The sequence below is a fragment of the Candidatus Amarolinea dominans genome (genome assembly GCF_016704685.1).
Lineage (GTDB): Bacteria > Chloroflexota > Anaerolineae > SSC4 > Amarolineaceae > Amarolinea > Amarolinea dominans.
The window spans coordinates 1-23,188 of the sequence record NZ_JADIZS010000038.1 but is presented as its reverse complement, the minus strand read 5'-3'; the positions used below and the strand labels follow the sequence as shown (position 1 = coordinate 23,188).

General features: G+C 65.6%; 14 protein-coding genes. 9 read left to right on the top strand and 5 right to left on the bottom strand.

Annotated features, from left to right (window positions below; all coding sequences use genetic code 11):
- Nucleotides 1–56: 56 nt before the first annotated feature.
- The gene (locus IPF85_RS20030) at nucleotides 57–1,538 is read right to left on the bottom strand and encodes an NAD(P)/FAD-dependent oxidoreductase (RefSeq protein WP_343409830.1); all 1,482 of its coding nucleotides are present in this window, start codon (nucleotides 1,536–1,538) and stop codon (nucleotides 57–59) included.
- Between the two features lie 260 nt (nucleotides 1,539–1,798).
- Here IPF85_RS20030 and IPF85_RS20025 point away from each other — a divergent pair, with 260 nt between their 5' ends.
- Both IPF85_RS20025 and IPF85_RS20020 read left to right on the top strand, forming a co-directional pair.
- Nucleotides 1,799–2,944: a site-2 protease family protein gene (locus IPF85_RS20025; RefSeq protein WP_343409829.1), complete on the top strand. Its 1,146-nt coding sequence runs from the start codon at nucleotides 1,799–1,801 to the stop codon at nucleotides 2,942–2,944.
- Between the two features lie 325 nt (nucleotides 2,945–3,269).
- On the top strand, nucleotides 3,270–5,873 hold the full coding sequence (locus IPF85_RS20020) for an ATP-dependent DNA helicase (RefSeq protein WP_343409828.1): 2,604 nt from the start codon (nucleotides 3,270–3,272) through the stop codon (nucleotides 5,871–5,873).
- 84 nt (nucleotides 5,874–5,957) lie between these two features.
- Here the strand turns inward: IPF85_RS20020 and IPF85_RS20015 are convergent, their stop codons facing one another.
- The 3 genes from IPF85_RS20015 to IPF85_RS20005 all read right to left on the bottom strand — a co-directional run bounded on the left by IPF85_RS20015 (nucleotide 5,958) and on the right by IPF85_RS20005 (nucleotide 10,821).
- Complete coding sequence (locus IPF85_RS20015) at nucleotides 5,958–6,611, bottom strand: hypothetical protein (RefSeq protein WP_343409827.1); 654 nt, start codon at nucleotides 6,609–6,611, stop codon at nucleotides 5,958–5,960.
- A 140-nt stretch (nucleotides 6,612–6,751) separates the two neighbouring features.
- Entirely contained in the window at nucleotides 6,752–7,705 is a 954-nt protein-coding gene (locus IPF85_RS20010; RefSeq protein WP_343409826.1) for a UDP-glucuronic acid decarboxylase family protein, read from the bottom strand.
- Between the two features lie 140 nt (nucleotides 7,706–7,845).
- Complete coding sequence (locus IPF85_RS20005) at nucleotides 7,846–10,821, bottom strand: O-antigen ligase family protein (RefSeq protein ID WP_343409825.1); 2,976 nt, start codon at nucleotides 10,819–10,821, stop codon at nucleotides 7,846–7,848.
- A 177-nt stretch (nucleotides 10,822–10,998) separates the two neighbouring features.
- Between IPF85_RS20005 and IPF85_RS20000 the strand changes: the two genes are divergently transcribed.
- The 7 genes from IPF85_RS20000 to IPF85_RS19970 all read left to right on the top strand — a co-directional run bounded on the left by IPF85_RS20000 (nucleotide 10,999) and on the right by IPF85_RS19970 (nucleotide 20,656).
- The gene (locus tag IPF85_RS20000; RefSeq protein ID WP_343409824.1) at nucleotides 10,999–12,465 is read left to right on the top strand and encodes an aspartate aminotransferase family protein; all 1,467 of its coding nucleotides are present in this window, start codon (nucleotides 10,999–11,001) and stop codon (nucleotides 12,463–12,465) included.
- An 18-nt stretch (nucleotides 12,466–12,483) separates the two neighbouring features.
- On the top strand, nucleotides 12,484–13,986 hold the full coding sequence (locus IPF85_RS19995; protein WP_343409823.1) for a polysaccharide biosynthesis tyrosine autokinase: 1,503 nt from the start codon (nucleotides 12,484–12,486) through the stop codon (nucleotides 13,984–13,986).
- Nucleotides 13,987–13,991: 5 nt separating this feature from the next.
- A complete protein-coding gene (locus IPF85_RS19990; protein ID WP_343409887.1) occupies nucleotides 13,992–15,452 on the top strand; it encodes an O-antigen ligase family protein in 1,461 nt (486 codons plus the stop codon).
- Between the two features lie 1,515 nt (nucleotides 15,453–16,967).
- Entirely contained in the window at nucleotides 16,968–17,453 is a 486-nt protein-coding gene (locus IPF85_RS19985; protein WP_343409822.1) for a hypothetical protein, read from the top strand.
- A complete protein-coding gene (locus tag IPF85_RS19980) occupies nucleotides 17,444–18,643 on the top strand; it encodes a glycosyltransferase (RefSeq protein ID WP_343409821.1) in 1,200 nt (399 codons plus the stop codon). The genes IPF85_RS19985 and IPF85_RS19980 overlap by 10 nt, the downstream gene beginning before the upstream one ends.
- Nucleotides 18,644–18,659: 16 nt before the next feature.
- Nucleotides 18,660–19,766: a DUF1972 domain-containing protein gene (locus IPF85_RS19975; RefSeq protein WP_343409820.1), complete on the top strand. Its 1,107-nt coding sequence runs from the start codon at nucleotides 18,660–18,662 to the stop codon at nucleotides 19,764–19,766.
- Between the two features lie 17 nt (nucleotides 19,767–19,783).
- Nucleotides 19,784–20,656, top strand: coding sequence for a phosphodiester glycosidase family protein (locus tag IPF85_RS19970; RefSeq protein WP_343409819.1), 873 nt, complete (start codon nucleotides 19,784–19,786; stop codon nucleotides 20,654–20,656).
- On the opposite strand, the gene IPF85_RS19965 is transcribed toward IPF85_RS19970, so the two are convergent.
- On the bottom strand, nucleotides 20,614–23,058 hold the full coding sequence (locus IPF85_RS19965; protein ID WP_343409818.1) for a CHAT domain-containing protein: 2,445 nt from the start codon (nucleotides 23,056–23,058) through the stop codon (nucleotides 20,614–20,616). The genes IPF85_RS19970 and IPF85_RS19965 overlap by 43 nt on opposite strands.
- Between the last annotated feature and the right edge of the window lie 130 nt (nucleotides 23,059–23,188).

The window sequence follows — 23,188 nt, the reverse complement described above, 5'->3', positions numbered from 1 at the left end:
TCATACTTCATTAATAGACTACGAGGATGCCATTGTAACATCAGAACCATCTCCGGTCAAAGACCCTGCAAAGCTGACGATAGCACCGCCTGCGCGACGCGTTGGCCCCCCAGCGCAGTCGCCAGGATGGATTGGCCGGGGAAGATGCTGTCGCCCACCAGCCACAGGCGCCGCCCCAACCGCGGTCCCCAGGCCCGAAACAGGTTCGTCTGCGGGAAGCCGCCCACCCAGCCTCGGCTGCGCCGCGTAAAGCGCTGAAAGCTGACCGGCGTACCGGGCAGGATCAGGCGAGCGGCTGCAGCCAGCCCAGGGATGGCAACCTGAGCCGCGGCCATGACCCGCTCGGTGTATTCGACCTTGCGCGCCTCGTACGCGGCGCGGTCCTGCTCGAACAGGCGCCACCACGCGGCCAGGTTGGTGTGCGTACTGATCGTCAGAGTGCGCTGCCCGGCCGGCGCCCGGCCCGCGTCACCGGGCAGGCTCAGCGACAAGAAGACGCTGTTGCCTTCGCCCAGCGGCTCACGCACCAGCACCTGGTGATGCAGCGGAAGATCGGCCGGTAGCCCGGCGCCGTCCAGCCCAACGTAAACCATGAACGCGCCCCACCCATCTGCGGGCAGGCTGGCCCGTCGCAGCCGGCTCGGCGCGTCATCGCCCATCAGCGCGGCGGCGTCGTGTGGCGGCAGGTTGAAAATGACCGTTTCGGCCTCGAAACGAGCGCCCTTGTTGGTTTCCACAGCCGAACCGCCCCCGGCCCGCGGCGCCACACGGGTTGCCTGCTGCCGGTAATGCACCTGGCCGCCGGCGCGGCGGACTGCGCCGGCCAGCGCTTCGGCCAACTGGCCGATGCCTCCCCGCACATGAACCACCCCGCGCCGCGGCATGTCGAGCGCAGACGCGCCATACAGCGCGTTGGCGCGATCCGAAGCAGCCTGGGCCGCAATCAGGAGCTGCCCATCCACATACTGGCGCAGGAGAGTCGGTAGGCCGGTCAGCCGGGCCGCCACCGGGCGCACACTGTCCAGCGCCAGGCCGGGGAGCTGCGCCTTCGCCGCGGCGGCCACTCCCAGCCCCACGCCGGCCAGACGGGCCAGATCGGCCGCGGACTGCGGCGGCCAGGGGACGCCGGCCAGCGCCGCCTCCCACATGCGGTCGCCCGTCGTCTCCTGCCAGCGCCAGAACCGCTCCGCAGCCTGACCGAACACGGCCAGGCGCTCTGCCTGCCAGGCCGCGGGGTCGGTCCAGCGCGTCACCTGCCCGCCCGCCAGGTGAACGCGCATGGCCTCGCGCGCCGGCTCGACCGGCCAGGTGATGTTCAGCGCCTGGCCCAGCCGCGTCATCCCGCCCTCCGGGTCGAACCCGGCCGCCAGCGTCGCGCCTGCGTCGAAGCGGTAGCCCTGGTGAAAAAACGTCCCCGCGCAACCGCCCGGGTAGACGTGCGCTTCCAGCACGGTGACATCGGCCCCGGCCCGCGTCAGCCAAGCGGCTGCCGTCAACCCACCGATGCCCGCGCCAATAACGATGATTCGATGCATCATGAAACCTCGCATGCGAGCATTACCCGTAACGCAAGCCTCCGGCTTGCCTCTTCGACGCACCAAAGCGTGATTTGTCGCTGAGGGAGTCGTCGCGCCGGAGGCGTGACCTACGACTGTTGTCAGATACCCCTTTTGACCGGACCCGAACGATGGAGTCACAGTGACAACAGACCTGTTCTTGCAGTCCAATAATTGACGTAAGTCAAGAACTTCGTACAATTCAGTGAGCCAGAAGCTCACCATTCGCAGGAGGTCATGCCATGAAGTGGTCATTTCGGATCGCCCAGGTCTTTGGGATTGATATCAAGATTCATATCACCTTTTTCCTGATTCTGATTCTGGGAGCGGTTCAGTGGGGCGGGCCGGCCGGCCTGAGCGGCGCGGCTTTCGGCGTTCTGTTGATGTTACTGCTCTTCACCTGTGTCACCCTGCACGAGTTGGGGCACAGCGTGGTGGCGCTGCGTTTTGGCATCCCCGTGCGTGAGATCATCCTGCTGCCGTTGGGCGGCGTAGCCCTCATCGGCCGCAACCCTGACAAGCCGTTGCACGAGCTGCTCATTGCCATCGCCGGGCCGTTGGTCAACTTCGCCATTGCCGCCATCCTGCTCGTCATCACCGGCTTCGCGGTGGGGCCGAACGTCCTCGATGGCCGCGGCCTGTTGACCGACATGCAGATGACGCCGTCCCTCTCCACTCTGCTGGTCTGGCTGCTTGCGGCCAACCTCAGCCTGGCGCTCTTCAACCTGATCCCGGCCTTCCCGCTGGACGGCGGCCGCGTGCTGCGCGCCCTGCTGGCCATGGGCCTCGGTTATCCGCGCGCCACCGCCATCGCTTCGGTCATCGGCCAATTGGCGGCTGTTGCCCTGGGCCTGGTGGGCGTTCTCAGCGGCAACTTCATCCTGGTGTTGATTGCCATCTTCATCTTTACCGGCGCAGGCCAGGAGAACTCCGAAGCGCAAGCGCGTACGGTGTTGGACACCCAGCGCGTGGGCGATGCTTACAACCGCCACGCCACTTCCCTGGCTGTTGGTGACCGCATGAGCAAGGTGGTCGGCCACATCCTGACCAGTTACCAGCCCGATTTTGCCGTTATGCAGGGCGATCGGCTGTTGGGTATTGTCACGCGCGGGGATGTGCTGCGTGCGCTCAACACCGAATCCAACGATCTCTACGTCACCCAGATCATGCAGCGCGAGGTCGTGCGCGTCACCGCGTCGCAATCGCTCGATGAGGTGCGTGCCGTCATGGGCGAAAAGGGCGCTCGCACCGTGGCCGTCTATGACAATGAACAGTTCCTGGGCCTTGTGGGCCTGGAAGACATCGCTGAGGCATTCACCGTGCTCAGCTTCATGCAGCGCTTCGAACAGCGGCGCACCGTCGCCGACTCGCAGCCAGCATCGTTGTGAAGGCCGCCGCCGAATGGAATTCGGGGCGAAGGGGCGTGCCGCCGCCAGGTCGGCTTGCGCCGACCGACATCGCGTCCACGCAGGTGGACGCCCGGCGGAACGCCCTTTAGGCGCGATTTCAATCGCTCTTTCGAGCCGACCGACATCGCGTCCACGCAGGTGGGCGCCCGGCGGAACGCCCGTGAGGTGCGATTTCAATCGCTCGATGCAGCCGACCGGCATCGCGTCCACGCAGGTGGACGCCCAGCGGAACGCCCGTGAGGTGCGATTTCAATCGCTCTTCAATCGCTCGCCTGCAACGGCTTTGTGATCATCCGTAGGCGCCATGAGCCAAACCATACCCGATCCACCGGAAGAAATCGAGGAGAGCAGCCTTGCCGGCAGCGACTACGAGCGCGCGCTGGTGCTGCTGGCTGACCTGCGTGAGCGGTCCGGCACGCCGGACGAAAGCTTGCAGTTGTGGCGCCTGGCCGTGGCCGCAGCCGCCTCTGCTATGACCCGCCGCGGCGAGCGCGCCGAAACGGTATCAGGGATGGTGGCGACGCTGTCCCTTGCGCGCGCCGATCAGCTCATCCAAACATCGCGCGATCTGTTCAAGCAGGCTAATTCACGCGCCTGGCGGGGCGTGATCCTGCTGGCTGAGGCGCTGGCGTTGCGCGCCCGTGTGCTGCGTCTGCCCATCGCCATTGCCGAAGCGCCGACGCGGCGCGAGCAGGCCATCGGCTTTGCCCTCTCGCAGGCCCAACGCGCGCTCAAGCGCCGCCAGTATCAGCGGGTGCTCAACATCCTGCGCGACCTCCTGACCCTGGCGCCCGACAATCTGGAGGCGCAGGCGCTGCTCGACACCCTGGCGCAGGCGGCCGAGGCGCAGGCGCAACCGCCGAGGCGCCGCGAGCCAGCGCTTACGCTCCGTGAAGAGGACGACGGCGCGCTCATCACGCCGCCGCTGGCGATCTGGGACGAAGTTGCGCTGCCGGACGCGGAGCCGGAAGCCGAGCGCACCCCCACCCCCTGGCACGAGGTGGATCTGCGCCAGGTGCTCGGTCCAGGGGGACCGGTGGCGCGCTACCTGGGCGATCGCTACTATTTTCGGCCTGGTCAACTGCAAATGGCCGAGACGGTCATGCAAGCGATGCGCAGCGCCGGGCACGCGCTCATCGAAGCGGGCACCGGTTCCGGCAAGTCGTTTGCCTACCTGGTACCGGCCATCTGGTCCGGCCAAAAAGTCCTGGTGGCCACGGCCAACAAGCTGCTGCAAGATCAGCTCTGGCTGAAAGACATTCCTGCGCTGCAACAGGTGGCGCCGCGTCCCTTCAAGGCCGCGCTGCTCAAGGGGCGCAGCAACTACATCTGCAATCGCAAGCTCGACCAGATGGCAAAACGCCCGACCGCTGAACATCAGAATGCCGGGTTCAGCGCCGCGCGCTTCATCGAATGGGCGCAGTCGGATTCGGGCGAAATGGACGCGCTCAACCTGTCGGAGCGCCTGCGGCCGCATCTGACCATCGAAAATCACGAGTGCCTGGGCAATCGCTGCCCGCTGATCCGCCTCTGCTTCTACGAGCGAGCCAAGCGGCGCCTGGATCAGGCCGATGTGGCGGTTGTCAACCATTCGCTGCTGGCGCTCGATCTCAACAGCGAGGCGCCCTTCTTCACTATGCCCGATGTCGTGGTGGTGGACGAAGCGCATGAACTTGCGAGCTACACGGCGACGGCCCTGCAACTGACGCTGACCTATGGCAAGATGCAGGGCATCATCAATTCCAATCACGTCAACTATTACCTGGCCGGCGCACTGCGCGGCCAGTTGCAGAGCGACAACAATACCCTGTTTGCTGATTTGACGGAGAATGCGCCGCGCGAGGCCTTTGGGCGCTGGGAGCTGACGGGCGCCCAGCCAGAAATGGCCCGCATGGCGCTGCATCTGCAAGAGGCCGCCAAGGCCATGCAGGCGATCAAAGCGCCCTACGGCAGTGAGGAGATGAATGCGGAGTTCCGGCGCTTCGTGGAGCACCTGGCGCTGTCGCAGTTCGAGCTGCAGATGATGGCGGCGGAGGTGCCCGCGGGCCGGGTGCGCTTCGTCGAACGCATGAACGCTGGCGACCCGCGCTCGCTTTTCGTCATCCAGCGGCCGCTGGAGGTCAGCGATTTCCTGGCCGAGCACCTCTTCGACAAGGTCAAAACGGTCATCTGCACCTCGGCCACGCTGCGCACGTCGGACGGCTATGAATTCTTCCGCCGCCAGGTGGGTGCGCCGACCGACTGCGTCACGCTCGATGTCCCCAGCCCCTTCGACTATTTCAACAACGTGCTTATCTACACCGCGCCCCATCTGACGCCGCCGGACCGCAACGGCGACGAGGAGACCTATCAACTCGAACTCGCGCGCGAGGTCTACCGGCTGATCACCTACAGCGGCGGCCGCGCGCTGATCCTCTGCACCTCGCTGGCGCGCATGCGCTACCTGTACGACACCGTCAGCCCGCACGTCAAATTTCCGCTGCTCAGGCAGGGAGATGCGCCCCGCGCCGAGCTGATTCGCCAGTTTCAGGCCGCGGGCAATGCGGTGCTCTTCGCCACGCGCTCCTTCTGGCAAGGGATAGACATCCCCGGCGAGGCCCTGAGCCTGGTGGTGATTGACCGCCTGCCCTTCCCTGTGCCTTCCGACCCGGTGGTGGCCGGCCGTGATCGCTTGCTGCGCGCCAGCGGCGGCGAACCGTTCTCCCAACTGATGCTGCCCGAAGCCACCCTGGCCCTCAAGCAGGGCGTCGGCCGCCTGATGCGCTCCGAATCCGATCGCGGCGTCATTGCCCTGCTCGACTCACGCCTCCTGCACAAGTTCTACGGCCGCAGCGTCCTGGCCGCCCTCCCTCCCGGCCGCGTCACCAGCGATCGGCTGGATGTCAAGCGCTTCTTCGATGCTGGATAGCCGCCCCCTGCCCCCCAATTCTGGGGGAGCCGAATGCTTTTCCCCCCAGGATTGGGGGGCAGGGGGGCCGCCTGAGCAGTTACCTCAGAAATGGCCTACGCCCGGCGGAAGAATCTCCCGCACGGCCGATTTGACCTTGGGAGTCGGGAAGCGCTTGCTGCGCACGAAGCGCAGGTTGGCGTCACGCACTTCATAGAAGAGTAGGGGATGCCCGTAGGCGTAGGGGTTCTCTTGCAACGCCTCCTCGAAGTCCAGCCAGGTGTCGGCAAAGAGCAGGCTGTTGCTGATCATCCGCCAGTGGCCGGCCCGACGAAAGAGGCAGATCACATGCGGCGCCATCAACAGCCCCTGCCTGCCCCAGGAAAAGGGGTCTGTGATGACCGTCACCACAAAGACATCGTTCGCGGCGTCGGCAAAGGGCTTGATCTGATTGGCGGCCAGGTAGGCCAGGCCATCGCAATCGTCGCGGAAGGTGCCCCCGCGCGCCCATTGCCACTCGGCGTGCGACAGGCTGGGGAAAATGTCGAACGCGCCGTTGAACGGGTCGGCTCGCCATTCGGTGTGCTTTTCCCACCACTGGGCAAAATCGCGCAGGTCGCCCAGGCCATGCAGGGTGGGCGGCAATCCCGGCCGCGTGAGATTAGCCAGCTTCGACAGCGGCACCTTGCCGATGCGAAACCAGCCTCTCAAAATCAGAGCGTACAGGGTCAACAACAGTCGTTGCCACGTTGAGTACACGACACCTCCGTAACTACAGAGTACAAAACATCGTCCACTCTAGATTTTAGATTTTCGATTTGTACTTCTGCACTCTGCACTTTGCACTTTGCACTTCTGCCCTCTGCGCTTTGTACTTTGTACTTTGCACTTTCTGCGTGTTATCCCGCCAGGAGGCCGCGCGCTTTCATGCGGCGTCTGAAGTCCTCGATCGTGTGCGTCACACCCTCGCGCACTTCGATGCGCGGCTCCCAGCCCAGCACGCGCCGGGCTTTCGAGATGTCTGGCTTGCGCTGCTTGGGATCGTCCACCGGCAAGGCTTTGTAGATGACCCCGGCTCGATTACCGGTCAGCTCATTGACGATGTAAGCGAATTCCAGCATGGTGAACTCGTTGGGGTTGCCGATGTTGACCGGCTGCACTTCGGCGGACATGAGCAGGCGGTAGATGCCGTCCACTTCATCGCTGACAAAGCAGAACGAGCGCGTCTGGCTGCCGTCGCCGTAGACCGTCAACGGTTCCCCGCGCAGGGCTTGCGTCAGGTAATTGGGCACCACGCGGCCATCGTCCAGGCGCATGCGCGGGCCGTAGGTGTTGAAGATGCGCACGATGCGCGTCTCCACGCCGTGATGGAAGTTATAGGCCATGGTCAGCGCCTCAGCAAAGCGCTTGGCCTCATCGTAGACGCCGCGCGGGCCGATCGGATTGACATTGCCCCAGTAGGTCTCTGGCTGCGGATGCACCAACGGGTCGCCGTACACCTCGGAGGTCGAAGCGATCAGGAAGCGCGCGCCCTTGGCCAGCGCCAGGCCGAGCGCATTCAGGGTACCCAGGGAGTTGACCTTCATGATCGGAATGGGAATTTTGGGGAAATCAACGGGACTGGCCGGCGATGCCAGGTGGATGACCGCGTGCAGCGGCCCGGCAAGATAGATGTACTTGGTGACATCATGTTTGATGAACTCGAAATCAGGCCGCCCGTTCAGGTGGGCGATGTTATCGGTGTTGCCGGTGATGAGATTGTCCATCGCGATGACGCTGTGCCCTTCGGCCAACAGCCGGTCGCACAGGTGTGACCCGATGAACCCGGCCCCGCCGGTGACAAGAATGCGCATGAATGGTTTCCTTTCTGGTATTCAGGAGATCAGAGATCAGAGATCAGAGATCGGGTGACGATGATTGATTGTTCTGCCGCGAATGGCACGGATGGACAGAAAAAATTCGTGAAAATTCGTGTAATTCGTGGCAAAAAGAATCAAGATTTTGTTTGCGGGGGGGCGCTGAACAGGCCGGCGCACAGGCAGAAGAAGAAGGACAGGTCCATCAGGAAGAAGGAATTGTCCACCAGGCCGTGGGCCAACGCGGCGCCCAGCCCGGCCAGCAGGCCCAGGACGGCGGCGCGTTCATTGCCATCTGGCAGCGCCCGATAACAGCGCCAGCCCGCCCGCGCCGCGGCAGTCAGCAGCCAGGCGCCAACCGCCACGCCAGCCAGCCCCAAGCGCGTCCAGAAGTCGAGCAGGATGTTGTGCGGGTGACTCAGGTTGAGTTCCTCCCAGGCGCTGGGCAGCACGTAACGCGTGCGATAAGCGTACAGGAAATTATCCGGGCCAACCCCCAGCCAGGGAAAATCGAGCGCCATCTGCCAGGCGCCGCGCCACAGCTTCAGGCGCAAGAAACTGGTGCCGGTCTGAAAATCGAACAAGCCGGCGAAACGCGCCGCGCCGGTCGCCAGAACGGTGACGAGGCCCACCGCGCCGGCGCCCAATCCGGCGCTCACCACGCGCAAGGTGCGACCGCGGCGCAGCAGGCCAATCACGAGCAGGCCGGCGGGCAGGCCAAGCATAAGCGCGCCACGCGAAAACGTCAAAATCAGGCAGGGCAACACGAGAGCCGCCAGTCCTCCGTAAACCCAGCGCCGGCGCCCCGCGCCAAAGACCGCGACCGCTAACAGCATGGGCAACACTCGTTCCAGGTAGAGCGCTAGGTTGTTGGGCGAGCCGTAGAAGGCGCGCACCCGGCTCACCCCCTCCGCGCGGATGATGTCCGCGCCCAGGATGGCTTGCCCCAGACCCACCAGCGCCACCGCGGCCGCACCCAGCGCCAACCCATCCAGCACGAGCCAAAACGGCGATCCCAGTCCACGCCGGTGGACTTCGCCCTCGTTGCTGCGACTTGCAGTCGCCCGGCCATCCCCCGTCAACAGCCTGCTGACCAGGAAATAGAAGATCGCCGCATCCAGAAATACCGTGCGAAACTCGCGGCTGGCGACGCCGAAATTCGCAGCCTGCAAGGTGCTGAGCAGCGCCACAGCGAGGAACGCCAGCAGGGGAAGGTCGAGGGGGGAGGGAGGAGAGCAGAGACCGGAGACCAGAGACCGGAGACCGGAGACCGGAGACCGGAGATTGGAGACTGGGGAGCGGCGAATTCCCGCCTTCCACGTGCCCGATCTCCGATCTCCGATCCCGAATCTCTCTCCTGCCACCAGGAGGATGAGGCGAGAAAGGATGAAGAACGCCAGGCCCAGCCAGGTCAATAATTCGGGCGAATGTAGGGGCAGGGTGAACGCGATCAGAAACAACATCAACTGCGCGGCCCATTCCAGGAGGATCGCGGCGGTCGTCGCCAACCCGACCATCACGATTGGGTTCACCGTCAAGGCGCGCAGGCGGTTCCAGGACAGCGCCGCAAGACTCCCCAGCAGGCCCCCAATCAGCAAGAGCCAGTCAAATGGACGCGAGAGGCCCGGCGACGGCAGTTCGTCATAGATGGTCAGCGCCAGCAGCGGCCATTGGCCCCAGCCACCCACCGGATGCACCGTCGCCTGGTGCTCGCCGGGCGCCAGGCGGTCGGCCACGGTCACGGTGGCGCGGGCGGCCAGGGGATCGTAGAGCACCAGGAAGGCATCGCCGTTTTCCTGGCGGGGCAACGCGTTGGCGGGCTGGCCGTCCACGCTGATGATCAGGTAGGCCCAGTAGTTGCCCCGTTGCACCTCCAGGTCAAGGCGACGACCGGTGAAGCGGAAGGTCAAGGCGTCGTCAGGGGAGCGCGCCGGATCGGCCGCCAGGGACGTCACGCGCCAGGCGCCGCTGTAGTGCAGCGCAGGGGCCGTTGGCTGATGGCGACCGGGCGCCAAAACGTCGCTGCGCGCGGTCGCGGCCTGGGCCAGGGCAGCCGCCAGCGGGCGCTCGGAACCATCAGGCCGGTGCAGGGCAAAACCCCAGCGCACATCGTCGGCCTGCGCCGGTTGCTCGCCGGCCCACAGCCAGCCGTGCAGCCAGGGCCACGACCGCGCCAGATCGAGCGCCTGCGCGGCGTAAGCGCCCTGCTGCTCCTCAGTCACCGCGGGCCAGGGCGCGGGCGGCCCATTCCAGCCAGCCGGCGGCGCGTACCAGCCGGCGGCCGTTGCCCACATCGGCATGGCAGTCAGGCCGCGGCGCGCCAGCACGTCGTGCAGCAGTTCCGCGCGGCGGTAGTTGAGCCTGTCGGCCGACGGGCGAGCGTCCGGCGCCTGATCGAAACCATACGGTGCGATCGCCACCGCATCGAACCAGCCACCAGCCCCGGCCGCCAGCAGTTGCTCCAGAAACGCGATGTCGCTCAGATTGGCGCCGCCGGTTTCCAGGGTCGGCGCCAGGCTGGCTGTCAGCACCACGGCATTCGGGTCGGCCGCCCGGATCTGCACGTAACCCTCACGCAGCAGGCCGGCGTAAGCGGCCGGGTCAACGAAACGTGCGCCCCAGTGCGGCGCGATGTTCGGCTCGTCCCACACCTGGTAAAAATTGATTTTGCCTGCGTAGCGCGCGGCCACGTGCGCCGCAAAGCGACCGAAGTCGGCGCGTTCCTGCGGCGGCGCCAGGGGATTGGCGCTGTCCACCGCGGCCCGCGCCCAGGCCGGTGAGCCGTCGAGCACCGCGAGGAGTTCGAGGTCATTGGCGTTGGCCGCGGCCACGATGCGATCGTAGGCATCCCAGGTGAACTGACCGGCCGCCGGCTCGATCCGATTCCAGTCGAAGCGTTGGCGCACGGTGGTAAGGCCAAGCTGAGCCAGGCGGCCCAGGGTGCTGTCGAGGGCAGCATCGTCGTGCGTGGTCAGATCCACATTGATGCCGAGGTGCAGGCGCTCCGGCGCCCAGGGCAGCGGCGACGGCGTTGGAGGTGGTTGGCTGAGCAGCCAGAGCGCGGCCAGAACCGCGGTGATGCTGACCGCCAACACCACGGCGCGCCAGGGCACGCGAACTCCGGAAATAGTCACCGCTCACCCCGCACCGGCCCCGCCGTATCGAAAAAACGCATGATCCTCCGTCACCTGCCTGCGTGACCGCTATTATAGCATTGGAATTCTGAACTCTGAATTCTGAACGCTCCCTCACTTGGCACTGACGCGCATCTCGGCTATAATCTTGCGGCTATGAGTGAATCAGCACACCTGCCCACCCACGGAAACACGAAAGAAGCCATTCTGGCCCGCATGGCGTCGTTGCGCGACCATGATGTGAACTGGCGCGCGGGACGGGCCTGGAGCCTGGTCTTCGACGCGGGCGACGAGGTCAGCGAACTGCTGCAGGCGGCGTACACCATGTTCTTCGCCGAAAATGGCCTCAACCCCACCGCGTTCCCCAGCCTGCGCCGCTTCGAAACCGACGTCGTCGCGATGACCGGCCATCTGCTGGGCGCGGCGAACGCCGGCGACGACATCGTCGGCAATATGACCTCCGGCGGCACCGAGAGCCTGCTGCTGGCGGTCAAAACGGCCCGTGATTGGGCGCGCAGCCGCCGGCCCGCCATTCGCACGCCTGAGATGGTGCTGCCGATCACCGCGCATCCGGCCCTGGCCAAAGCCGCCCACTACTTTGGCGTGACCGCCGTCTATGTCCCGGTGCGCGCCGACTTCCGCGCAGACGTGGCCGCGATGACCGCTGCGATCACGCCCAACACCATCCTGCTGGTCGGTTCGGCCCCGTCGTATCCCCAGGGCGTGGTTGACCCCATTCGTGAGCTGGGCCAGGTCGCGCTGGCGCGGGGGCTGCTGCTGCACGTGGATGCCTGCGTGGGCGGCATGATGCTGCCGTTCGCCCGCCGCCTGGGCTATGCCGTCCCGCCCTTCGATCTCAGCGTGCCCGGCGTCACCTCCCTTTCGGTTGACCTGCACAAGTATGGCTACGCGGCCAAAGGCGCCTCGGTGATTCTCTATCGCGGCGCTGACCTGCGCCGCTTTCAGTTCTTCGTGCAAACCGCCTGGCCCGGCGGCATCTACCCGTCACCCACAATGACCGGCACGCGACCGGGCGGCGCCATCGCCGCAGCCTGGGCGGTGATGAATTACCTCGGCGAAGCCGGTTATGTCAATCTTGCCGCACAGGTGATGGCCGCCGCGCGCAAACTCAAGCAGGGCATCAACGCCACGCCTGGCCTGCATGTGCTGGGCAGCCCCGATATGAGCGTCCTGGCGATCGGCTCCACGCGCCTGGACATCTACGACGTTGGCGATGAGTTGACCCTGGCCGGTTGGCACCTGGACCGCCAGCAGTCGCCGCCCAGCCTGCACATGACCGTGAACATGGCGCACGTCGCGGTCACCGATTCATTCTTAGCCGATCTGGCCCACGCGGTGCAGCAGGTCAGCCAGCCGGACGCCCGACGCCGCCTGGCCGCCGGCGGGCTGCGCGTGGCGCAAAAGATCGTTCACGCCTTACCGCCGCGCCTGGTCACGCGCCTGACCAGCGTGGCCTCACGCACATTGGGACAGGGCAGCGGCCTGTCCGGTCGCACCGCGCCGATGTATGGCCTGATTGGCTCCCTGCCCAGCCAGGACAACGTGGATGACCTGGTGCTCGACCTGCTCGATCAACTGACCAGGCCCACCCTGGAATCCTAACCAACCTGAAAGAGTCCGGTGCCTGATTTCATCTTTTTCGCTCATTTTCTGCGCCGGCGAGCCTGGCTGCTGCTGGCTGCGCCGATCCTGTACGGCCTGGTCGCCTTTGGCTGGAGCCAGCGCCTCGCCCCTGTCTATCAAGCCCAAGCCATGCTGCAGGTCAGCCCAGCCAGCCTGAGCAGCGGGGACATCGGCGCCATTGCGGCCAGCGAACGCCTGGCTTCCACCTACGCGCAGATTATCGTGCAGCCGGCCACCCTGGAGGCCACGATTGCCCGCCTGAGCCAGAACGGCGCCGCGCCCACCTGGCCTTTGGCTGTGACCGCCGAACCGATTCGCGAGACACAGTTGATCCGTCTGCGCGTCGAAGGCCCGTCACCGGCCGCGGCCGCGCAGGTGGCTGATGCTGTGGCGCAGACGTTCATCGAAACCAACCGCATGCGCCAAGTGGCCCGCTTCGCCGCGTCCAAGACCAATCTGGAGCAGCAGATGGCGGCGCTGGAGACGCAAATCAAGCAGGAGGCGGCGGGCAGCGCCAGCTCGGAGGTGCTTTCACGCCTGCGCCAGTCGCTGAGTGCGCTGACTGCCAGCTATGAGACGGTGCGCCTGGCCGAGGCGCAGGCCAGCGATAACGTGACGGTGGTGCAACCGGCGCGTGCCTCGGCCCGACCGCTGCGCCCGCGCCCGCTGTTCAATGCCCTGGCGGCCGCGATCGTGGGCCTGACGATGGCCCTGGCCGCCGCGCTGCTGTTGGAAGCGCTGGATGATCGGCTCAACAGCGCCGAACGAGTCACTGCGGCCATTGCCCTGCCCGTTCTCGCCACCGTGGGGCGCAGCAGTGGCCTGGACCAGAGCGGGCTGGTGATCAGCCAGGCCCCTCATTCGGCGGCGGCCGAGGCCTACCGCATGTTGCGCGCCAATTTGCGTTTCACCAGCCTGGACCGGCCCCTGCGCACGCTCAGCGTGGTCAGCGCGGAGCCGGGCGAGGGCAAAACCACCACGGCCGCCAACCTGGCCGTGGCCCTGGCGCACGCGGGCCAGCGCGTCATCCTGGTGGATGCCGATCTGCGCCGCCCGCGCCTGCACACCGTGTTTGGCGTCAGCAACAACCTGGGCCTGACCACCGCCTTGCTGCCCGACGGCGGCCCGCTGACAGCCCATCTGCAGCCGACGGCCGTGCCTGGCCTGCACCTGCTGACCAGCGGACCGCAGCCGCCCAATCCGGCTGAACTGGTCGGCTCCGAGCGCATGGTCGCGCTGCTGTCTGACCTGCGCCAGGCGGCCGATGTGATCGTACTCGATACGCCGCCCGTGCTGGCGGTGGCAGATGCCGCGCTGCTGGCGCACGCCAGCGACGCCACCCTGCTGGTCGTGGATGCCCAGGGCACCCGGCGCCGGTCCGCACAGCGCGCCATGGCTCTGCTCACGACGGCCGGCGCGCACGTGGTGGGCGCGGTACTCAATCGGCTGCCGCTGCCCGCTGGAACCTATGGGCAGTATTACGGCCCGACCGCCCCTTGAACGCCATGCTGCACCAGGTCAAGCAATCCTCCTCCATCATGCACCCTCCGCTCGTCTACGCGCTGCTGGCGTTGGCGAGCCTGCCGGTGGCTCTGCTGCTGACGTGGCTTGGCCCCATGTGGGTGTTGGCCGCCGCGCTGGCCGGCCTGGGGCTGATCGTCGCCCTGTTGACCTGGCCGGCGTCCGGGTTGTGGGTCATCATCCTGGCCGCGGGCGCCAACCGCTACGAGCTGACGATTGGCGGCTTCAGCCTTTACGCCGAATACCTGGCGCTGGCCCTGGTCGGCACGCTGTTGGCCGTGGATGTGGTCGCAGGGCGCCGGCGTTGGCGCTGGCCGTTGACCGGCTGGCCCTTGCTCGCCTGGCTGGTCATCGGGCTGGCCGCGTCGCTCATGCACGCGCCCAACGTGACCAACAGCCTGGCGCTTTGGACCAAACTGGTGCTGGTCGTGACGATCTACCTCGTCACCGCTAACCTGGCGTCGGCGGAACCGGCGCCGGGCGCGCCCGGCCGCTGGCGCAACCTGGACGCCAACCAGGCAGCGTGGGTGCAGATGCTCATCGGCGCAGGGGTGGCGGCTTTCGGCCTGCTGAGCGCGGTCGCCTGGCCGCTCCTGCACCTCAACCTGGGCGTCGTCTTCAAGACCGATGGCGGCTTCGTGCCCACCGGCAGCCAGTGGGAGCCAAACATCTACGGTTCCTACTGCCTGGCCGTGGCGCTGCTGGCCCTGCCGATCAGCCTGCTTACGGAGCGACTGCCGTGGCGCTGGCGCCTGGCGGCCTGGGCGGCGCTGACGTTGGGCCTGGGCGGCCTGGTCGCCAGCCTGACGCGCACGGCCTGGCTGGGATTTGCCCTGGCTGGCAGTCTGGCGCTGATCGCCTGGGCCTGGCGGCATCCGCGCACGGCGCTGGTCGCGGGCGCGGGCCTGGGCCTCGTCGGTCTCTGCCTGGTCGCCCTCTTCGGCTGGTCCGACCTGCGTTTTCTCGTGCCACAGGTGGATTTGAGCAGCGGCGGCGCGCTGGCCCAGCGTCTGGCGACCTTCGGCAACCTGGCAGACGATGGCAACGTGTGGGTGCGCGGCCAAATCCTGCGCCACGCGCTCAGCGTGTGGCCGCAGCATCCCTGGATCGGTTGGGGCATCGGCGCGTACAGCCAGGTTTATTACTATCCCAACGCCAACACCACCTCCTGGATTCCCAGCCTGTTCATCCATCAACTGTACAACACCGGCATCCTCGGTCTCGGCGCCTTTGTGCTGGCATTGGCGCTGGCCGGCTGGCGCGGTTTCCAGGCCTGGCGTCAGGCGCACGGTTTGCCGCGTGCCGTGCTGGGCGGGCTGCTGTTGGCGCTGGTGGGCCTGCTGGCGGCGTTTCAAGCCACGGAGGCCAGTTGGCTCGCCTACTTCTGGATCTACCTGGGTCTGCTGGAGGCCATGGCCGCCCCCATCCTGGAGCGCGCCGCATGAAACTACCAGGTTCAGGGCCAGCGTGGATGCGACGCGACGCGGCGTTTCTCTTCGTCCTTCTCCTGGCCGCGTTCGTGCGCAGCATTGGGCTGAATCGGGGCTTGTGGCTGGACGAGATCGCCAACGTCGGCGTGCTGACAAGGCCGGCTATCGCGGCGCTTTTCAATGTCGAGATTACGACCGCACGCTCGCCGCTCTTTTTTGCACTCTATCGGCCCTGGCTGGTCCTGGCGGGCGACAGCGCGGTCGCCGCGCGCTGGCCGGCGCTGCTGTGCGGGGTGCTGAGCGTGGCCTTGATCTGGCGCGCGGCGCGGGCGTGGGCGGGGCCGCGCGCGGGTTACGCGGCGGCGCTGCTGCTGGCGTTGAACCCGCTGCACATCTGGTACAGCCAGGAAGCATCGTTTTATACTTTTGTGGGCGCGTTGGCGCTGTTGGTGGTGTGCCTCTCCTCACCCCCGGCCCCTCTCCTCTCCGCACGGCGGAGAGGAGAGGGGGGAGACCGCACCTCACCCCCGGCCCCTCTCCTCTCCGCACAGCGACGCCTCTCCTCACCCCCGGCCCCTCTCCTCTCCGTACGGCGGAGAGGAGAGGGGGGAGAGGTATGGGATGGGGAACCTGGTGGGCGCTGGCGGCTGTTGGGGCTTGGCCTGGCGCTGCTGCTGGCCGCGTCGCTGTGGACGGTCTTTCTCGTGGCGGCGCTGGGGTTGTGGGTGCTGATCTGGCAGCGCGAGCGCGGTCGCTTTTTTCTGACGGCGTTGGCGTTGGCGCTGCTGCTGAGCGCGCCCGCGCTGGCCGTTTATCTGGCTGGCGCGGCCGCAGGTTGGTCAACTCCGATCACGCGGCCGGGGCTGCCGTTGGCGCAGGTGGCCTACTCGCTGCTGACCCTGAACTGGGGCTTTGCGGTTGGCCCGCCGCCGGAGGCGCTGCGCCAGGCGCTCGCCAACGGCGCGGGGCTGCGCGACCTGCTGCTGCAACACCTGGGCTGGCTCTTCCTCGCCGCGTCACCCTGGATCATCCTTCCCCTACTCGCCTATCGCGCCCGGCTGCCTCGATTCTCGATCTCCCCTCTCCGCTCTCCGTCCTCCGCTCCCCAATCTCCGGTCTCCGCTCTCTGCTCTCCGTCCTCCGATCTCTGCTCTCCGTCCTCCGATCTCCAATCTCCGTCCTCCGATCTCCGCTCTCCGTCCTCCGCTCCCCAATCTCCGGTCTCCAATCTCCGGTCTCCGTCCTCCGCTCTCCAATCTCCGTCCTCCGGTCTCCAATCTCCGTCCTCCGGTCTCCAATCTCCGGCCTCCAATCTCCGCTCTCCCTCCTCCGATCTCCAATCTCCGGTCTCCCCTCTCCGCTCTCCACTCTCCACTCCCCCCCTTCTCCCCCTCTCCCCCTCTCCCCCTCTCCCCCTCTCCCCCTCTCCCCTTCTCCCCTTCTCCGCTCTCCGCTCTCCTCCTCCTCTGGCTCACCATCCCCCTGCTCGGCGCCAATCTGCTGACTTGGTGGGCGCAGACGAACTTCAATGTGCGCTATGTGCTGTTTGCTCTACCAGCCTTGCTCTTGTGGCTGGCGGTGCAGGATCGGCGACTGGTGGGGATGGCCGTGGCGCTGTCGGCGGTTTTTTGGCTCAGGGGCGTGAGCGATCCGGCTTTTGCGCAGGAGGATTTGCAGCAACCGGCGCAGTTCCTGCAGAGCGCAGTGCAGCCTGCGGATGTGCTGCTGCTGCGTGCGCCGGAAGTTTATTTGCTGGCGCCGTTGGCGTTCTACGGCACACCACCTGGCGCGATCGCGTGGTACAATGGCGACACGGCGCAGCGCCAGACGCCCGCGGTGTTTGTCGCTCAACAGGCCGCCGGGCATTGCCGCATTTGGCTTTGGTCCGCGCGGGCCTGGCTGGTGGATCGCGACGATGCGCTGACCGCCGGCCTGGCCGCATTCTCGACGCCGGTCATGACCTGGCGCTGGCCGGGCAGCGAACTGACCCTGTTCGAGCGTGCATCATGTCCGTAGAGGGAGGACTGGCAGCGGGCGCGGGTCGCCGCGTCGTTTTCATCAACGCCACCGGCTACTGGGCGGGCGCGGAGGCGATGCTGCTCGACCTGGCGACGCATCTGGACCCGGCGGCTTGGCGACCGCTGGTGCTGCTGCCCTTTGCCGGGCCGTTCAGCCAGGCCCTGACGCAGGCCGGCGTGCCCTGGCGCGTGTGGCCGTTGGCCGCGCCGCGCACCCGTCAGGACTTGCGCTCCCCGCGGGCGCTGGCGGGCCTGGGGCTGCGGCTGCCACCGTCGGTGATGCGCCTGGCCGCGTGGCTGCGAAAGGAGCGGGCGGCGCTGGTGCATACCAACAGCAGCGCCGCGCTGGACGGTGCTCTGGCCGCACGGCTGGCCGGTGTGCCGCACGTCTGGCACGTGCGCGAACGCCTGCCGGTGGGCAACCCCCTGCGCAGCTTGCTGTGCCGCGTCATGCTCAGCCTGTCCTCGGCGGTCATCGTCAACAGCCAGGCCGTGCGCGGGCAGTGGGGTCGCCGCGGCGCCGACCCGCGGCTGCATGTGGCGGCGGATGGGCTGGATCTGGCGGCATTTACCCCGCGACGACCTGCGGCTGCGGTGCGCGCCGAGTTGGGGCTGGGCGCTGCGCCGGTGGTTGGCATGGTCGGGCGCATCGCCCCGATCAAGGGGCAGGCGGTTTTCCTGGACGCGGCCGCCCGCCTGAGCAGCCAATGGCCCACCGCGCGCTTCGTGCTGGTGGGCGGCGCACTGCCGGCGTATGAACCGCTGCGCCAGGCCCTGCTGGCACAGGCCAACAGCGGGCCGCTGGCCGGCCGCGTGATTTTCACCGGCGAGGCGCCGCGGGCGCAGGTGCCGGAGATCATGCAGGTCTTCGATGTGCTGGCCGTGCCGACCACCACGATGGAAGGCTTTGGCCTGGTGGTCATGGAAGGCATGGCGCTGGGACTGCCGGTGGTGGCGACGCGGGGCGGGCCGGAGGACTTGATCATGGAAGACGAGACCGGCTACCTGGTGGCGCCGGGCGACGCGGCGATGTTGGCCGCGGCGCTGGCCCGTTTATTGGGCGATCCGGCGCAGGCCCGGCGTCTGGGCGCTGCCGGGCGGACGCGCGTCGCCAGCCAATTCACGCTGGCGCAGCACGTGCAGCGGATAGAGGCGGTCTACGCCGCGCTGACTGAACTAAATTCGTAAGAGCTGGGAAGAACGTATGAGAATTGCACTGATGGGCGGCCGCGGTATTCCCGCGAACTACGGCGGCTTCGAGACGATGATGGAAGAGTTGAGCGCCCACCTGGCCGGCCGCGGGCATGAGGTGACGGTCTACTGCCGCGTGCCGCATATCCAGGTCGCGGGCAACCGCTACCGCGGGGTGCGCCTGGTCAAGCTGCCGACCCTGCGCCACAAGCACCTGGATACCATCGTTCACACCACGTTGAGCGCGGTGCATGCGCTGGGCCAGGGTTATGACCTGGTGCTGATGGTCATCGCGGGCAACAGCATCGTGAGCTGGATTCCGCGCCTGGCCGGGCAGAAGGTGATCCTGCATGTGGACGGCCTGGATTGGCGGCGGGCCAAGTGGGGCGCGTGGGCGGCGCGCTACATTCAGATGGCCGAACACCTGGCGCTGCGCCTGCCCAACGCCTTCATCACCGATTCGCAGGTGGTTGCGGCCTACTATCAGAACCGCTTTCAACGCGCGCCGGCCGCGGTCATTGCCTACGGCGCGGACATTGGCCGCCTGCCGCCCGGCGAAACCCTGAGCCGCTTCGGGCTGGAGCCGCAGCGCTATGTCCTCTTCGTGGGACGACTGGTGCCCGAAAACTGCGTCCATCACCTGGTCGAGGCCTGCCAGGGGCTGGACAGCGGCTACCGCTGCGTGGTGGTGGGCGATGCGCCGTACCAGGCCGACTACATTGCCCATCTGCACCGCCTGGCCGGGCCGAGCACGTTGTTCACCGGCTATGTCTTCGGCCAGGGCTACCGGGAGCTGTGCAGCAATGCCTATCTGTTCGTCGAGCCATCGGAGGTGGGCGGCACCCACCCGGCTCTGCTGGAAGCGATGGCCCTGGGCAACTGCGTCGTTGCCAACGACATCCCCGAAAATCGGGAGGCCATCGGTGATGCGGGGCTGGTCTACGATGGCCGTCAAGGCAGCGCGGGGCTGAAGCCGGTGCTGGATGATTTGCTGGCCTCGCCGCAAACCGTGGAGACGTACCGCCGCCGCGCTCTGGCGCACGCGGACGCGCACTACCGCTGGGAACAGATCACCGATCGCTACGAAGAGCTGTTCACGCGCATCCTGCACGGGGCCTAAGGCGGCACATCAGCAGCATGTCACACCCATCGGCCAACAGGTTCATTGAACTTCACAGCTTCCGCCGCGTGCGCACGATGCCAGGCGTGGCGACTCAGCTCATCCTCTGCCTTCTGTGCATCCTGCTCGCTGCGTGCGAGGTTCCCACGCCCCAACTCCAGGACCCCACGCCGGCGCTTCTCACGCCCATCACGGCCCCGCCGACGCGAGGGGATCCCAACCTGGACAGCGGTTGGCAGCCGCTCTTCGCCGGCGCGGAGATTCGCCGCAATCTGGGCCAAGCGGCGCGGCTCGCCTTGCGCCTCGACCCGACCGTGGTGCGTTTCGATATCGCGTTCAGCGCCAATCCCGATCAGATGCAAACGGTGGGGGCCTGGCTGAACGAACGGGACGCGCTGGCGGCCATCAACTGCGGCTTCTACCTGACCACCGACCAGAATGAAAATCGCCACATCGGTCTGCTGGCCGGACCGGAAGGGGTGCTGGCGCCGCTGCGGGCCGGTTGGGGCGGCGTGCTGCTGGTGCGCGGCAACAAGGCCAGCCTGGCCGCGGCGCCGGGCAGCGTCAGCGATGCTTTGCGCCTGGGCTTGCAGGGCTGGCCCATGTTGGTGCGCGGCGGTCAGCCGGTGTCCGGCCTGAACGACAGCGACCCTGCGGCCCGCACCGCGGCGGGGGTGGACAGCCAGGGCCGCGTCATCTTCATCGCCGATGTCACCTCCGCCACCCTGGCCGGGTTTGCGGCCTTCCTGGCCGCGTCCGACCTGGGCCTGGTGCAGGCCGTCAACCTGGACGGCGGGTCATCCACCGGCCTGCGCTACCGCGCCGCGGTCAACGCCCCAGCCGCCGGCTACGACAGCTTCTTCGTCCCCTGCGCGGTGGTGGTCAGGTGATGTAGAGGAACCGATTGACGACTAAAGGTCTGATTCTTACGTTCGAGATCAGTCTGACGTTGGCCGTTGACGTACCAGATACGATCAAGACGCGAGCCTATCGGTAAACCAAGAAATGGAATTGTAATGTAGAACCTGGTTATGCTGCTCGGCAGCGTAGTGAAAGAAGTTGTGCATAATTGTAGTTGGGTATCGAAATGTGCCGTGTCACAAAAAGTGACCACTCCAAATGTGGGTTGTGACGAGGACGGAGAGCCGACGCGACAGAGATAGTTTGGGTCGGTTTCGTCACGTCCATCCCGCACCCAACCGACGGTCTTCCCATCTCCCAAACGAACCTGCCACCACCATGTCCGATCTTCGCACGCTGGCCCCCCAATGACGCTCAAACGCGTGTTTGGAGAAAGACTCGTCTTCTTCGGACTCTTGGTGCCAGGTTCTGTGCGCAACAAGAGCGGATCTTGCTTGGTGCTGACCCGCGCAGTATCGCCCACTTGCACGTGAGGTGGTGGTGCATTCGGGCATGTGCGATCAACGCGTGCCGTTGGCTCCGCAATCGGTATCACGATGTCGGTTGCAGTTGGCGGCGGAGGCGCAGTAGCGGTTGGCGGCGGGAGTCTGGTGGCAGTTGCAGTTGATGGCGACCCCACTGTAGTAACTGCGGTTGCTGTCGGACTCGGACCTGTTGCCAGAGCAGGCGCCGAACCTGTCCCCATTGCTGGAACCGCTGCACTGACCGTTGGTGTAGTGAAAGCAAGCGCCGGCGTGGGGGCAGTTAGGGTTGCCAGCGATCTGGTTGCGGTGATGCTGCTGGCCGTAGAGATCGAAGCGCGGTCAACTCCACGCCACGGCAAGAATTGCCAACCGATTACACCTATGAGAGCGACCAGCGCCAGTGTCAGCCCAAACCAGGCCCATGTACGACTGCGCGCTGGCTGCCGGGTGGAATCTGCAGGTTGCGCCGGTTGCGCCTGGGCGTTCGCAGGTTGAATGTGCGGAACTACTGGGGGTGCGATCGCTGTCTGGGTCTGTGGAACGCGTTCAGGCAATGCTTGGGCGGCAAATGGATCAGAGGCCGCGGCGCTCACCACATCGAAAATGCGCCCATCCGGTGCGCGCAAGTAGAGCACTGGAGTTCCCCATTCCAGATCGTTGCTGATGAAGATTGACTTGCGGGCCTCCGCCAGCGCAGCGTCAACCGGGTATCCGTCTGCCAGGGCCTGATAGAATGAATGCGTCAGAACGATGGCGGTCTTATCTGTTACTTCGAACTGCATAGCAATGACAGCGGGGATGCCTTGTTGTAGTAGACTTTGACAAACGCCGCCAAACGGATCGCTGCGAGAGGCTCGTCCCCCTTCACAGGCATTCAACACGGCGAGACGCAGTGACTTGTGGTCGTGTAAAAGGGTGCCGAGGCGAAAGGCATTGATTGCCTGGCTGTGACCTGTTTCGTCTTCCATGAAAAGAATGCCGCTGCCGGCAGCCGGATCAAAACCGCCATGACCAATGAAATGGAAGATATGATAGATGCGCTGGCGCAGGCGCTGCTGCATAGTGGTGAGTGTACAAGCCTCGAGACGGTCCATCACCAGTAGGCCCTTTTGTTCCAGGTCAGAGACAGCTTCTTTGAGTTTTGCCCATTCTTGTTCTGTGTCAAGTGGATTGAGGTCGGAAGGGCTGGCGATCATGACTAACGCGGAGAGCGGAGGATGCACTGTCAAAGGCGTGATTGCCTCTGGCAGATCGAGGTAGCGGACGATGGGTGTATCAATAGAAAGTGCAAGGAAACGGTTTGTCAGGCTGTCGAAGAGATACTCCCAGGGAATGTCAATGAGAGATGGTGATTCCGAGAGGCGCAGTCGGACACGTAAACCCTGTTCCTGGCGCTGTACAGCGACGAGGCTGCTGCGGAGGCAGGTTCCAACGTCTCCGGCGAAAACTGCTCGGAAGAGCCGATTGCCAAAACTCTCGACGAGGGCCATGTCAGGTGATTGCACATGGCGCGTGCGTCTGCGTGCCTGTCCGAGGCGGAGAACGAAGTTGTCCAGTTCCAACGGTGCAAACGGCAGAGTGAAGTCAGTCGCTGCCTGACCGGCCGGTGAATTGATCACGCGAGCTCGATACGTACCGTTATGTTCCTCAATGAGCAAGTCGAAATCAGCATAGGTCTTGGGCGTCATGATGATCTCCTCATAGTTCTGGTTGACCGATGGTGACGTGTTCTCTCCGCAATCAATACGAGTGGGCAGAGCGGTCGTAACAGCGCACAACACTGCGAAACAGGTTACCTGTTCCAGGCGGCGGAGCCGAATCTGGTTAGAAACATCTGTGTCGGCAACATGCACAATATGACTGATTTGGTCTTTCTGTGCATACCAAAAGTATACGTCAGCATGCACGAACCGTCAATTCGTGACATCCCGACGCAAGGTGCGATTCCTCTGCGCTAAAAAATGTGGTTACGTTTGGGATTTCTTTTCAATAATTCTTCATCTTGACTTATACTTTTATCTGGTGTAAAATATAACT

Bases quoted from the DNA above. Each gene is read 5' to 3' on its own strand.
- IPF85_RS20000 (WP_343409824.1), top strand. From the start codon at position 10,999: ATGAGTGAATCAGCACACCTGCCCACCCACGGAAACACGAAAGAAGCC.
- IPF85_RS19975 (WP_343409820.1), top strand. From the start codon at position 18,660: ATGAGAATTGCACTGATGGGCGGCCGCGGTATTCCCGCGAACTACGGC.
- IPF85_RS20010 (WP_343409826.1), bottom strand. From the start codon at position 7,705: ATGCGCATTCTTGTCACCGGCGGGGCCGGGTTCATCGGGTCACACCTG.
- IPF85_RS20030 (WP_343409830.1), bottom strand. From the start codon at position 1,538: ATGATGCATCGAATCATCGTTATTGGCGCGGGCATCGGTGGGTTGACG.
- IPF85_RS20025 (WP_343409829.1), top strand. From the start codon at position 1,799: ATGAAGTGGTCATTTCGGATCGCCCAGGTCTTTGGGATTGATATCAAG.
- IPF85_RS20020 (WP_343409828.1), top strand. From the start codon at position 3,270: ATGAGCCAAACCATACCCGATCCACCGGAAGAAATCGAGGAGAGCAGC.
- IPF85_RS19980 (WP_343409821.1), top strand. From the start codon at position 17,444: ATGTCCGTAGAGGGAGGACTGGCAGCGGGCGCGGGTCGCCGCGTCGTT.
- IPF85_RS19970 (WP_343409819.1), top strand. From the start codon at position 19,784: ATGTCACACCCATCGGCCAACAGGTTCATTGAACTTCACAGCTTCCGC.
- IPF85_RS19990 (WP_343409887.1), top strand. From the start codon at position 13,992: ATGCTGCACCAGGTCAAGCAATCCTCCTCCATCATGCACCCTCCGCTC.